Source organism: Bacillus sp. FSL R5-0434, from assembly GCF_038004745.1.
Taxonomy (GTDB): domain Bacteria; phylum Bacillota; class Bacilli; order Bacillales; family Bacillaceae; genus Bacillus; species Bacillus halotolerans.
Genome location: NZ_JBBORV010000001.1, coordinates 1,844,835 through 1,859,110, shown reverse-complemented (window position 1 = coordinate 1,859,110; position 14,276 = coordinate 1,844,835). Strand labels below are relative to the sequence as shown.

Annotated in this window: 10 protein-coding genes; 6 read left to right on the top strand and 4 right to left on the bottom strand. The window is 43.0% G+C overall.

The genetic code is table 11. From position 1 onward, the window contains the following. Positions 1 to 99 precede the first annotated feature (99 nt). The 3 genes from NYE43_RS09335 to erbB all read left to right on the top strand — a co-directional run bounded on the left by NYE43_RS09335 (position 100) and on the right by erbB (position 1,192). Entirely contained in the window at positions 100 to 351 is a 252-nt protein-coding gene (locus NYE43_RS09335) for a hypothetical protein (protein WP_024121492.1), read from the top strand. 156 nt (positions 352 to 507) lie between these two features. Beyond that, entirely contained in the window at positions 508 to 825 is a 318-nt protein-coding gene (gene ebrA, locus NYE43_RS09330; protein ID WP_024121491.1) for a multidrug efflux SMR transporter subunit EbrA, read from the top strand. Positions 826 to 838: 13 nt separating this feature from the next. Continuing rightward, a complete protein-coding gene (erbB, locus tag NYE43_RS09325) occupies positions 839 to 1,192 on the top strand; it encodes an SMR family multidrug efflux transporter EbrB (protein WP_024121490.1) in 354 nt (117 codons plus the stop codon). A gap of 12 nt (positions 1,193 to 1,204) precedes the next feature. Here the strand turns inward: erbB and NYE43_RS09320 are convergent, their stop codons facing one another. From NYE43_RS09320 to NYE43_RS09310, 3 genes are all read right to left on the bottom strand, one after another. Beyond that, entirely contained in the window at positions 1,205 to 1,660 is a 456-nt protein-coding gene (locus NYE43_RS09320; RefSeq protein ID WP_101863296.1) for an OsmC family protein, read from the bottom strand. 71 nt (positions 1,661 to 1,731) lie between these two features. Next, a complete protein-coding gene (locus NYE43_RS09315; RefSeq protein ID WP_024121488.1) occupies positions 1,732 to 2,439 on the bottom strand; it encodes a poly-gamma-glutamate hydrolase family protein in 708 nt (235 codons plus the stop codon). A 285-nt stretch (positions 2,440 to 2,724) separates the two neighbouring features. After that, entirely contained in the window at positions 2,725 to 2,958 is a 234-nt protein-coding gene (locus NYE43_RS09310; RefSeq protein WP_024121487.1) for a hypothetical protein, read from the bottom strand. Positions 2,959 to 3,179: 221 nt separating this feature from the next. Between NYE43_RS09310 and NYE43_RS09305 the strand changes: the two genes are divergently transcribed. From NYE43_RS09305 to NYE43_RS09295, 3 genes are all read left to right on the top strand, one after another. Further along, positions 3,180 to 4,508: a S8 family peptidase gene (locus tag NYE43_RS09305; protein ID WP_101863298.1), complete on the top strand. Its 1,329-nt coding sequence runs from the start codon at positions 3,180 to 3,182 to the stop codon at positions 4,506 to 4,508. Between the two features lie 145 nt (positions 4,509 to 4,653). Next, positions 4,654 to 5,013 carry a hypothetical protein gene (locus NYE43_RS09300; RefSeq protein ID WP_024121485.1) on the top strand — a complete coding sequence of 120 codons (360 nt, stop codon included), beginning with the start codon at positions 4,654 to 4,656 and terminating at the stop codon, positions 5,011 to 5,013. A 268-nt stretch (positions 5,014 to 5,281) separates the two neighbouring features. After that, positions 5,282 to 6,523, top strand: coding sequence for a cytochrome P450 family protein (locus tag NYE43_RS09295; protein WP_024121483.1), 1,242 nt, complete (start codon positions 5,282 to 5,284; stop codon positions 6,521 to 6,523). Between the two features lie 51 nt (positions 6,524 to 6,574). Here NYE43_RS09295 and NYE43_RS09290 read toward each other — a convergent pair whose 3' ends face one another. Next, positions 6,575 to 14,269 (bottom strand): beta-ketoacyl synthase N-terminal-like domain-containing protein, encoded by a 7,695-nt coding sequence (locus tag NYE43_RS09290; protein WP_326323836.1) that lies wholly within the window; start codon positions 14,267 to 14,269, stop codon positions 6,575 to 6,577. Between the last annotated feature and the right edge of the window lie 7 nt (positions 14,270 to 14,276).

The following is a 14,276-nucleotide window of genomic DNA, read 5'->3' as shown; positions in this document are numbered from 1 at the left end:
TCAATTCACTCTCCTTCTTTTTCAGCTGAACGCCCAATCAAATTTGGGTAGGCTGAATACACTGCATCATCTACACTTTATTATTGGAGGAAAGAAAAAATGAACGAAGTGGAATATTTCATTGACGAAAATGATGCAAGAATCTTTGGCAGACCAGGGTTCGGCTACGGGTTTGGACGGCCAGGTTTTGGATTTGGAAGACCTGGGTTTGGCTATGGCTTTGGACGGCCGTTTGGATTTTACGGAGGACCTTTTTTTGGCGGGCTGGTAGGCGGACTTGTAGGAAGTGCTTTATTTAACCCTTATTTTTATGGCGGATATCCTTATCCCCCGTACCCATATTACTACTAAACCCGGCAGACCCCTTATAAAAGGGGTCTTTTTTATCCCCCGAATCTGAGTTGAAATGAATCTCTTGACTCATACATAGGTTTGCACTAATATTTTTCTAGCTGATGATCTTTTCATTACCTAACATTTATCATATTTTGAGTGAGGAGGATTACGATGATGATCGGTTACTTATTCCTCACAATTGCCATATGCTCAGAATCAATCGGAGCGGCCATGCTGAAAGTGTCTGACGGCTTCAAAAAGTGGAAGCCGAGTGCATTGGTCGTGATTGGTTATTCCCTTGCCTTTTATATGCTGTCGCTTACCTTAAACCGCATCCCTCTAAGCCTTTCATATGCGACATGGAGCGGCGTGGGTACGGTGCTGACGGCCGTTATCGGTGCGAAATTTTTCAAGGAAAAACTGAATGTAAAAGGACTTATTGGGATTGCTCTATTAATTTCAGGTGTTGTGCTGCTTAATTGGCAGTAAGGGAGTGTTGTATATGAGAGGATTTCTTTATTTGGCTCTTGCCATATTATCTGAAGTATTTGGGAGCACAATGCTCAAACTCTCCGAAGGCTTTACGCAATTCTGGCCTATTATCGGAGTGGCTGCCGGATTTCTGTCCGCCTTCACGTTTTTAAGCTTTTCTTTAAGAACCATAGACTTATCAAGCGCTTACGCCACTTGGTCCGGTATCGGGACGGCGCTTACAGCTGTAGTCGGTTTTTTGCTTTTTGGCGAAACCATCAGCTTGAAGGGTATATTTGGGCTGACACTCGTTATTGCAGGCGTTGTGCTGTTAAATCAGTCAAAAGCCCCTAATAAAGAAAAAAAGCAGACGGCCTGTCAGTGACCGTCTGCTTTTTTATGATTGCTCCGATATTTTTACAGAAGCTTCTAGCTGCAGTTCGACGTTTCCTTGAATGGCTCGTGAGATCATGCAGGAAGACTCCGCTTTTTCACAAAGCTTGTGGGCTAACGCAACGTCTTCTTCTGAGGCATCGTGTCTGAGGACTACTGCGGGGCGGTGAATGATTTTTTTGTATGTAAAGATCCCTCTTGTCACATCGACTATGCCTTCTGATTCCATCTGCAGATCTTCTTTTTCCAGTCCGCTTCTTTCCATCATAGCAGCAAGCGTAATAATATAACAGGTTGCCGCTGCCCCGAGAAGCATTTCATCCGGGTTGGTCCCCTCCCCCGGTCCGTCCATTTCTTTAGGAATAGAAATAGACGTGATGAGATTCCCGCTTTCGATTGTGCCGACATCATTGCGTTTTCCCGGCCAATTCGCTTTTAAATAAAAATGATGATCTGCCATTTGATTGCCTCCTTCAATGGATTCCATTTCAGTCTACTGATCTTCCTTGATTTTGTCCTCTGATTTGCTTATTAGGAATATTCTTTTTCAAGTACATGTTTTATCGCCCGGACATAAGAGTAGAATTCACTGGTTTTCGTGTATTTCCTATCTTTATAGTAAAAATCATCAAAAAAGGCTTCTCTCTGTTCACGGCTGATTTCCAGCTGGATACTCAGCCCGGTTTCCCCCTGGTTATTAATGTTATCTGCACTTAATCCTGCAAGGCCGCTTTGAGAGGACGCTAATTCAGCGGAAAACCCTCTTTTTTCAAGAGCTCTGACAATCATTTTCGCCCGCTTACGGTCTGTTCCTCCGACAAGTGTATTTTTCTTTTCTCCTTTATATCCGTGAAAAGCGACAACGTACTGGTGCTCCTTGATCTTCTCTTCAGCCAATGGCTCATCAAAGTTGGTGCTTGTAATGTGCAGCGTTTGATTATCATGTGACTTTAAGCCCTCAAACAGGTAAGTCGAGTAGTCATCGTTGAAATAACGCACAAGCTCACTTACTCCGCCTTCAATTCTTCCGCCGTGCGGAGACATGATTAAAACTTTGCTCCCTTTTTTCTCTTGATAAGAAATATCATAATCAGCAGGGTCCTCATTCTCTGCCAGACTGCTGAAATTTGAATATGTATCCGGCTGGTTGGATGGTTCAGGTTCTAATGAGTAATGAACATATCTTATGAATAAGACTATGGCTAAGACTAATATGACATTTAGTAAAAATCTTCTCATGTTAAACTCCTTTCACAAGAATGGCAAGGTTCATTATATGAGGTATAGTCAATAGGTTTTATCTTACCATTGTATACACCATATCATCAGTGAAAAAGTTCCCGGTTTCAAAAAATCAATTGAATGTCACATTTATCAGCGGTTATATTCAAATATCAGTGAAAAAAGATTGAGAGGAAAAACGAAAAAGGTAGGAATAACCTCACTTGGTAATTAAATGTATAGAGGAATAAGGAAGGTTTTACTAAAAACCAGGCTGTCCGGGATGCTGAAGCGGACGGCCTGTTATAGTCCTGCGAACCGGGGTTCTTGCTTCCTTGTTCGCACAAAGTCACAGGAGAGGATAGAGTCTAATAAAAACGTTCTGATCTGATGGTTCGTAAAACAAAAAGCTTTAATTTGTGTTTTGCTTTTCTGCCTGACGATAATCGTTCTTTTTGTTATGGTGCCGTCTTTCTTCATATATATAATGCTGATTGGTATCTGATCTTCCAAAGACCGGCGTAAGAAGATATTCATACGATTATCGCTCCTCCTGTTTGATATATATAAATGATAATACGAACAAACGTTCTTTTTCAATACCTAATGATTAACAGTACACATGATTCTTTCGTATCAGATTCAAAAGATTCATAAAAACAAACTCTTGTCCGCCTCCTCTAAAGGACAAACAAACTTACCAAACATATGATCCACTCATAGAGTATACAGAGAACTTCATAATAGGAGGAAAATCTATGTTTGGCTACTCTATGGTACAAATGGTGAGAGCAAACGCTCATAAGCTTGATTGGCCATTGCGTGAAAGCGTCTTGCAGCTCTACAAGCCCTTCAAGTGGACTCCTTGCTTTTTACATCAGTTTTTTGAAACAAAATTAAAAAACAGAAAAAAAATGTCGGTCATCATTGAATTCGAGGAAGGCTGCCATGAGGCCGGCTTTCAAATGGCGGGACGGGTTTTACAAAAAGAAAAACGCAGCAAGCTAAAAAACCGTTTTAACAAAATCAATTGCTGCAGCGCAGAGGTTACCCCTTCAGCATTGCATTCTCTTCTTTCTGAATGCAGCGATATTCGCAAAGTGTATTTAAACCGCGAAGTCAAAGCGCTTCTTGACACAGCAGCCGAAGCAAGCCATGCAAAGGAAGTCGTCAGAAGCGGGCAAACCTTAACCGGTAAAGGCGTTACAGTCGCAGTAGTCGATACAGGAATCTACCCGCACCCTGACTTAGAGGGAAGAATTATTGGATTTGCCGATATGGTAAACCAAAAAACAGAGCCGTATGATGATAATGGACATGGCACACACTGCGCAGGTGATGTCGCAAGCAGCGGCGCGTCATCTTCCGGCCAATACCGCGGACCTGCACCGGAAGCCAATTTAATCGGAGTAAAAGTGCTGAACAAACAAGGTTCAGGCACGTTAGCGGACATTATTGAAGGCGTCGAATGGTGTATTCAATATAATGAGGACAATCCGGATGAACCAATTGATATTATCAGCATGTCCCTTGGCGGCGATGCGCTGCGTTATGACAATGAACTGGAAGATCCATTAGTCAAAGCAGTTGAAGAAGCTTGGAACGCCGGGATTGTCGTCTGTGTTGCTGCCGGAAATTCAGGCCCTGATCCGCAGACAATTTCAAGCCCTGGTGTAAGCGAAAAAGTCATTACTGTCGGCGCGTTTGACGATAACAATACAGTAAGCAGCGAAGATGATACAGTTGCTTCTTTCTCAAGCCGCGGACCGACTGTATACGGGAAAGAAAAGCCCGATATTTTAGCACCGGGCGTAAACATCATATCCCTTCGCTCACCGAATTCATATATCGATAAGCTGCAAAAATCAAGCCGTGTAGGGTCTCATTATTTTACAATGTCGGGGACATCAATGGCAACGCCGATCTGTGCGGGAATCGCCGCCTTAATACTCCAGCAAAATCCAGATCTTACGCCGGACGAAGTGAAAGAGCTGCTTAAAAATGGGGCTGATAAATGGACAGGCGAAGACCCGAATATTTACGGTGCCGGAGCAATCAATGCTGAGAAAGCTATTCCTGGTGAATAAGATTTCATGATCTTCGTGAACACTGCTGGTTCGTTAAAGGGTCAGCAGTGTTTTTTAGCATACATAAGCCGGTATATCCCAGCAGAGTGTAAAACATAAAACAATTGGGAATAGTTACAGTATAGATCAAAAGGAGGAATGACTGATGGCACTCAACAACACTGAGCTTTCTGAATGGTTGAGAGAGCGGATCGGCCAGACGCTTGATATTAGAAAAGGCGAACTGACCAATAACCAAGACGAGATTTCAGATTTGGATCAGATTGTTCTTCACCTTCAAAAAGTGGGCATACGCAGCGCAAACCACCCTGACGACTACGTTGCAAATGACGAACTCGTCCTGGAAGGCGAAGGAACAACCTTTACTGAAGCTGGAGACGTACCGCTTCCGCAGAACGCTTATGAAATTCCTTTATTAGGGGATATTCACATTCACCAAGAAAATGGCGGATTGAAGGTACTGACAGATCGTGCGGTATATACTATTGATGTACAAAACAAATGAAGAAACTTTCACCTGGTCGAAAGAATACAGCGCCTTTGAAATTGCCCCAAAGGCGCTTTTTTGCATGGAATCATTTCCTTACCCGCAAGCCGATATTTTCGTCCCAAAACTATTGAACGGCACCTAAAATAGATATATAGTTTTAGACATAACAGGTTGTCGTTTCCAATGGGATTCTGTTATACAGATTGCGCAAAGCTTTCTTTTACATCTGGTCTAAACTGAATAAATGCATCTGTCTTAATCTATTAGGCGAGGAGAATGGAAAATGGAAAATTTGATGTTTCATCCGCATGCTAAAGAGTTTCATGAAAACCCCTTTTCAGTTTTAGGCCGTTTTAGAGAACACGCACCCATTCATCGATTCGAATTACACCGTTTTGGAAGTACATATCCGGCGTGGTTAATCACCCGTTACGATGATTGCATGGCATTTCTTAAAGACAACCGAATTACAAGAGACGTTAAAAATGTAATGAGTAAAGAACAAATTGAAATGCTCAATGTCAGTGAAGACGTTGATTTTGTATCAGATCATATGCTGGCAAAAGACACACCTGACCATACTCGTTTAAGGTCACTGGTTCACCAAGCATTTACCCCCCGCGCCATTGAAAATCTACGCATCAGCATCGAACAAATTACTGAACGATTGTTAGATGAAATGGAAAAAGAGAATGAAACAGACTTTATGGCATCCTTTGCCTCTCCGTTACCGTTTATCGTGATTTCTGAAATGATGGGCATACCGAAAGAGGATCGGGCACAGTTTCAAATATGGACCAATGCCATGGTTGATACTTCAGAGGCCAACCGAGAACTGACCAATCAGGCTCTTCGGGAGTTTAAAGACTATGTTGGCAAGTTAATTCATGAAAGAAGAATACAGCCAAAAGACGATTTGATCAGTAAACTTGTGCATGCTGAAGAAGACGGCCAAACGTTAAGTGAAAAAGAACTTTACTCTATGCTGTTCCTTTTGGTGGTAGCAGGGCTTGAAACGACGGTTAACTTAATCGGATCTGGCACCCTTGCATTGCTTCAGCACAAGGAAGAATTAGAGAAACTGAAACTGCATCCTGAAATGATAGATACAGCCGTTGAAGAATTGCTGCGCTACACCTCCCCTGTCGTTATGATGGCAAATCGGTGGGCCATTGAAGACTTCTCCTACCAAGGCCATTCTATCAAAAAGGGAGACATGATTTTTATAGGAATCGGTTCTGCCAATCGAGATCCTGAACGATTTGAAAATCCAGAAACATTCGATATAACCAGAACACCTAATCGGCATATCTCTTTCGGCTTTGGGATACACTTCTGTTTAGGAGCGCCACTGGCAAGATTGGAAGGGCAAATTGCGTTTAACGCACTGCTGAAACGATTTCCGCAAATTGAACTTACGGTAACGCCAGAAGAGTTGAAATGGAGAAAAAATGCTTTTTTAAGAGGATTAGAAAGTCTTCCGGTCTCACTTGCAAGGAAAGATTCACTTTCACACCTCAGCTGATTTCTTCCAGCAGATAAAAATCCCCCTTTTAAAGGGGGATTTTATATATCCTCAGCGCTTTACCAATTCATCTGCGTTTTCTTCGCTGGCTTCATGTTTTTTGCGAAAAGCCTTAAGGAAATTCGCGTTTACTACGCCTCTGTTTGAGTATAGTTTTTCACAAAACTCCAGCATGGCGCTGGACGCTTTAGATTCTGTTAACATCATCATATGATTGCTGGAATCGACATCCACCAGATGAAATTGAGGGATTTGCCGCTCCCATTCCTCCCAGTAGTCAGTATCATCCAACGGTATTTTTTCATTTAAAATGGTAAAGTAAATGTCCAAGTCGCCAAGGAATGACCTGCTTTTATTGCGGAAATAATAACATTTTACCGCTTCAGGATCCACAAGCGGCTGAACAGTGTACGCCTCAAATTCATAAGCATGCTGAGCTTTGACCATTTGGTTAAGCTGAGTCCGTATTCTCTTCTCCGGTTTGTTTAATCCCCGCTTTCTTGCTAAACCAATCAGTTCAGTTAAAAATTCCTCTTCCTCTCTGTCAACATCTACCTCTTCACGGCTGATGAGAACGTCTGTAAGCTTTTCCGGCTGAACAATAGATGCAAGCATCGTATTTATCGTTTGAAGCATTGACGTTTTTACAGAAGACTCATTTTGTTCACGTCCAGGACTGTAAGGGGAATCAATCATGACCATGCTTTTTACAGCAAGCCCCTGGCTTTGCAGCTGGCGTGTTACTTCATATGCGAGCAGTCCGCCTAAGGAATATCCGCCTACATCATAAGGGCCTTCCGGCTGTACGGATCGCATAATGTCTATATAATAGGAAGCCATTTGTTCAATTCCGTGTAAAGGAGCATGATTTGTCATAAAGCCCCTGGCTTGAATGCCGTAAAAAGGACGCTGGCTTTTCTTCGCAAATGGCGTATAGATTTCTACACCGCCTACTCCTCCATGAAACCAAAATACAGGGCGCCCCCGCTTGCCATCGTTTAACGGTATTAATTCCGGAAATGACCGGCTGACAGTCTGGACTGACTGGTCTTGTACTGTGTTTTCCCGTTTCGTTGCTATCAAGTCCACCATATTCTGCACGGTTTGACACGTTTGCAGCTCTGCCAGGCTGATTGACAGGCCAGCTTCTGCTTGCAATTGCTGCAATAACTGTATACAAACGATAGAATCAAACCCGTAATCTTGTAATGCCTTTTGAGGATTTAATTCTTCAGGTGTCATGCCCAATACATCAGATATCATTTGAATATCGTTTCTTTTGTGAGGGGGAATCTCATCATTTAAAAAAGCAGGTGCTATCTCTGGTGACAGAAAGCCATTCCAGCAATTTCTTTTTTCAAACGGATAGGCAGGCAATGATATTCTCCGCGCACCTTTTCCTCGATGAAGCTGCTCCCATGGAATTTGCACTCCTTTTGCCCAGCAAAACGCGATCTTTTCAAGATGGCTTTCAGACAATAGTGTCTGCATCACGATATCGCCCAATGTTCCCTCAAGCAAGGCGCCGATATCTGACAAGCCTTCTTCTAAATTTCCGATAAAGCAAGGTACAGTGCTTTTCGGCTTTTCGGCTTTTTCCGCAGCTGTCAAGTACTCTTCCAATCCGAGTACGAGTTCATCCTTACTGCGGATGATCAAGGCCATCCGGTCACTCATCTCTTCTCGTCCGACTTGAAGTGTGTAAGCGTAATTTTGTAAAGACAGTTCTTTTTGCTGTTTTACATAGTCAAGCATCTGTTGAACAACGGCTCTTAGTCTGTCTTGGTTTTTTGCAGAAAGCACCACAATGTGCGGCTCATCTGTATGTTCAATTGCTGGTTCTGTATTAGAAGGAACATATTCTTCTAAGATGATGTGCGCGTTTATTCCTCCAAAACCATAGCTATTAATGCTTGCTCTGCGTGGTATCGTTCTGCCTGCATCATCCTGTATTTCTTCCCACTGCTGGTTTCTGTCAATCATCCGGAAACGCGTTTCCTTTATTGACACCTGATCATTCAATGAATCAAAACCGGGAATACCAGGTATTGTTTTATGCTGCATCGCCATGCTGACTTTCATAAGAGCAGCCATGCCTGAGACCAGTTCTCCATGCCCGATGCTCGGCTTTAAGCTGCTGATGTAACATGGCATTTCTCCTTGCAATTGGTGTGAATGCTCCGATTCGAGCTGTCTGTATCCCGATTTCAACGCTTCCACTTCTATAACGTCAGCCACTGGCGAGGCGATCCCGTGCGCTTCTATATAAGTCACCGTTTTCGGATCAACTTGCGACCCTTGATAAGCCTTCTTCATCGCATCCTTCATTCCGATCGGATTAGGCGCGTGCAGTGACATTCCCCTGCCGCCATGCGATACACCTGTCCCTTTAATGACAGAATAAATATGATCAGAGTCTTCAATGGCTTTTTGTAAAGGTTTAATGATGAGAACCCCTGCACCTTCACTTCGAACAAATCCATTCGCCTCTGCTTGAAAGGACTTGGCTTTTCCTTCCGCACTCAAATATCCCATTGAATCAAAGCCGATAAAGCCCTTTGGTGAGAGCAGAAGGTTCACAGCGCCAACAATGGCTTGCTCACATTCGCCGTTTCGAATGGATTGAATCGCTCTGTGCAAAGCGACAAGAGCTGAGGAACAGGCAGCCTCATAATATTCACTTGGCCCTTTTACATTCAGTGCATAGGAAATACGGTTTGGCATTAAGGAAGGAATCACAGCCGCATCGGTATTGCCGGCTGCGACAAAAACTCCTGTCGGGCAGCTGGATAAGGCTTGGCCTGTTATACCGGCGTCTTCCATCGCCTTCCACGCATGTGTCAAAAGCAGAAACTCCTGAGGATCCATTGTCGCTGCTTCTTTCGGTGAAATGCCGAAAAACAGCGGGTCAAACTCACCTATGCCTTCTATAAACCCGCCCCATTGAAGGCTTGACTGCTTCCCATCAGTATTTTCGGTATATTTTCGCCAATCCCAGCGTTCTTCCGGCACTTCAGAAATACAATTCCTCCCATGAACCAGGTTATCCCAAAATTCCGTTACATTGTTTGCTTTTGGAAACTGCCCTGACATGCCGATAATGGCTATACCGTCTGCCGTATATTCTTTTGTTTCATCCGTCTTTCTTTCATAGGTTTGCATTTGCATTATTTTATTTTCTTTTATATTCGGGGATTTCTGCTGTTGCTTGACCCCTCCAAACAATTGAACAAAGGATTTTTCATGTTTCTCGGCAAAAAAGTCGGCCAGTTCTTGAAGAGTCGGATATTCAAAAAACAATGTAGGATTTAGCTCAATCTTTGTCGCTGATTCCAGCTCTCTTGTCAACGCAATCAATTGGGAAGAATCGATCCCCAAATCCATGATATGAACTTTTGCAAGAGACAGTTTTGATGGATTGGCCGCCTTATCAGCCAGTTTATCTGTGATATAGCTTCGAATACGGTCTCTTATATCGTGTATTTGAACTTCCTGATTTTCCTCTTTGCTTCCTCGATCTGTTAAGCGGAATTGCTTTAAAGAGTAACCTGAATAGCGCATCACCGTTTCTGACGCTTCATTCATCACATCTATGTCAAACAGCAGCATTTCACCCGTATTCTTAACCAAAGTAATCAAAAGCCAGCAATCTTCTCTTATTTTATTTTTTGTGAATTGAATATCGTTGATTCCAAATGGCAAGAAATGCCCCTCTATGTCTAATTGTTCTGTGAAACTGAGAATTGCCAGGTAAGCACTGTTTGTAATCAATGGGCTGACAGTGTAATGATGCGCATTTGCCATGCCGTTTTGAGACAAACGCACTTTTGCAAGGATTGAATTATTGCCTCTGTACAGATGAGTGATGGTTTTATATAAGTCTCCCCACTCAGCGCCGCCGTCGATGGTTTGATACATTTGGTCAATATGATCCAGCTCTGTTAACGAACGTTTTACGCTTTCGATGTTTACTTTTTTTGTTTCAAAATGATCTTTTTGGCATTGCCCGATTGCGGCAGGCTTCCAAGTTTCAGATGCCCGCTCACGATACATGATTTGCAAATCGATTGCATGATCTTTCTGAAGAGGATCAGCTTTCACTTCAATTGTTTGCCCTTGGTTTATGACAACAGGGTTTAGATAACTTAATTTACTGATACGGCCGCTGATTTCCTCAGGAAACATTTCAAAAAATGCGTCAATCGCAAGACTTGCATAGGTTGCACCGACGAGCACCCGTTCTTTGTTGAACACATGGCCTTGAACGTAAGGCTCATCGTATACGAATGAATCTTGTATCAGCGGATGATTAACCGTTTGCTCATCATGCCTTTTCCCTTCTTCATGAGGCAGGGCACCGAATTGAAAGACTGTTTGATGGTCAAATGCATAGTGAGGCAGATTGATCCAGCCAGTTTCATTCCCTTGATGTATATGGTCAAAATGAATCGAAGCCCCCGCAGCCCATTGCTGTGCGGTTAAGCTTGTTTCTTCATGGGCTGACCCTGCATTTGTAGAAATCGCATCTGATTGTAAATCAAAGGATGTATAGATACCATCTTGGAGTGAGCTTTCTTTTGTTTTTTGGAAAATCTTTAGTTTTTCAATCAATTCCTGCGTCGACGATACCGAAAATGCAGCCCGATGTTCTAAGTCATGGTTGATCCTGTGCAGTGAGCGTACAACTGCTCCAATAGAAGAAGATGGTTTTTTTTCTAAAAACACTCGCAGTTTTTCAAGATAGCTGAGCAGGCTCCATTTCGTTTTCGCAGAAAAAACGGCCAGATATTCCTGCTGGTGAGGCACTGGATGTTGCTGCTCAGTTGCAGCGCCGATAAATTCTTCTATAATGAGATTCGCATAGGCCCCTCCCGCTCCGAAAGAATTAATCATGCTTCTTCTGGGCAGATGCTTTCCTGTATCGGGATCTTTTAACCGCTGCCACGGCTCCGTTCGTTTTTGCAGATAAAATGCTGTGTTTTCCAGGTTAATATTTGGATTGACAGGGGTGGCATTAATCGTCGGCACAAGCGTCCCCTTTTTCATCTGCAACAGAACTTTCGTGAGCTGAGAAATGCCGGAAGCCGCCTCCAAATGTCCAAGATTCGATTTTACAGAGCCTATCGCACAAAACTGTTTCTTATTTGTATACTGTTGAAATGCATTAGATAGTGCGATTACTTCAATCGGGTCACCTAATGCTGAACCATTTGCCGCAGATTCTATATAGCCGATTGTTTCCGGATCAATGCCGGATTGCTGAATGGACTTGGAGATTAATGCAGCTTGCTGCTTCGGATCTGGCGCTGTATACATCTGCCTTCCCCCGCTATGATTGGCAAAGCTGCTTTTGATGACAGCATAAATATGGTCGTGATCTTCTATCGCCTTAGATAGCGGTTTTAGTAGGACGGCTCCGACGCCTTCACCCGGAATAAGCCCGCTTCCTGTGCCAAAGCTCTTGCTTTGATTTCCATTCCCTAAAAGATTTGCGCGCTCCAGCGCTTCATATTTTGAGAGATTCAGTGTTAAATTGACACCGCCGGCTATTGCCATCGAACAGTTTTTCAGTTTCAAACTCTCACATGCAAGATGGATTGCGTTTAAAGAACTGGAGCATGCGGAGCTGACAGCCAGACTTGGTCCTGTCAGGTTAAAAAAATGAGAAACGCGATTTGCAATATGCCAATCTCCGCCATTAGAGCTCAGCACCGCTTGTTCTAATGAAGGGATATTCCAAAAATACTGATTATACATGTTTCCAACAAAGACACCTACTCCCGTTCCGTTGTCCTGCAGTTCATTTAATCGGATTTGAGAATAGCCGCCGTCCTCAAATGTTTCCCAGACGGTTTCTAAAAATAAACGAAGTTCCGGCGTCATTTCCATTACTTGATTCTGATCCGCTTCAAAAAGATGATGATCAAACGCATGTATGTCTTTTAAAAATCCGCCGTAGCGCTTCTTATCTGACGATTGTAATGATTCTTTCGATAAAGTGTTTACTAAAGATGTCCGCCATCTTGATTGCGGAGCCTCTGTAATACAATTATCCCCAGCTATTAAATGCTCCCAGAGCTCTTCTACGTTTTCAGACATCGGATAACGTCCGCTTATGCCGATAATTGCAATATCTTCTGTGCCGTAATGATTCGGTGTGGTTCTATGAGAAGGGAGTGCCTTTACGTTTTTCGCTGTTTCGGTTTCTGATTTTGGATTCGCCTTTGCTTGCTGAGTTTTAATTAGCTGCTGGTCTCCGCTAAAACGGCGCGTTTGATATGTAAACGGCTGTTCAGATTTTACTGGCTTCACTTGAATAGAAGTTTCTTTATTTGCGGGCTGTGATTTTTCTTTCAGCAGTGATGTCCGCAGCTTCCCTTCATGCTCCTTTATCAGAAAATCGACGAGTTCTTTCGTATTGCTGTGTTCAAATAAAATTGTTTTCGGAAGCTCACCCGTCAGTTTTTCTAACTCACGAATAAAATTCACCTGCAAAATAGAATCGATTCCATACTTCTCAAACGTTGTTTCTGCATGTATACGCTCCGGTGATAGTTTTATTGATTTTGCTAACGTATGTTTCACAAATTGTGTCGTTTGTTCAAGAAGAGAATCCTCATCACTATCCTTCGTTTGAGAATGATGTTCATCTAGATGGTAATCTATAATTTCTTCTGCTGGTTTTTCTGTTCGTGTTTTTTGACGGACGATTCCGTCACTTTCCGCTGCGATGATCTGCTGGCCGAGCTGATGTGATTGTTCAGCCATAAAGGAAACATAACGAAAGCCCTCACTCTCAAGCACCATTTTCCATGAGTCTGGATATAAACCGGGGCAGCCCGGGATACGCAGATCAGGATCTTCATACAGCCACCAGCCCTCTAACAAGCCAAAGGTCAGGTGTGAATATATATTATGGTCATTAATCTCATTCAGAAGGAGCAGGCCGTTTTTCTTCAAAACCGCTTTGGCATTTCTCAATGTCTGCCGGATATTTTTCGTCGCATGAAGCACATTTGCAGCGACAATCACATCATATCCGCCCACTTCTATATGTTGTTCAGCCGCCGGCTCTTCCACATTAAATACCTTATACGTCAGATAAGGGTTGTCCGGACCGTACATTTTTTCCGCATGCAGTAAAAACGCCTTGGAGAGATCTGTATAGCAATATTCTTTTATATGTGACTGATAGGCTTTCATTTTTTGAAAAACCGCAGCGCTTGTACCGCCTGTTCCTGCTCCGATTTCTAGTATACGAATCCTTGCTTCAGGCTCTTGCTTTAGACGCTCCTGCATAAAGGCAGCCAAGGTGTCTGCCAGCACATCGTTAAAATAGTCTGCGACTTGATTGTTTTTATAGATTCCTTCCACTAATTCCATAGATGAGTTCGGAAAAAGGATATCGGTGGCAGATGCCTTGCCGGTCAGAATATCCGGCAAGGCTTTAAGTGCAGTCTCTACTAATACCACCATGGCTTTCATGTTACTGTCTTGAAGCAAGTCTGCTTTTTTTTCATCCCATTCGTACCATAATTCATTTATGTCCTCTGTTGAGCGGGTTACGGCGTATCCATTTGACGTTTGTTGAAGAAAACCATGCCGCTCCAAAATCGATAGGCTCTCCTCAAACCATCTGCCATAGAAATTATGCAGCACCGGCTGGGGCTTATTTTCCTTAAAAAATCCTATGGACTTCAATTGTGCTAACAGCATCTTACAGAGAATGTCTTCTGTGTTTCGCATTGGCGCT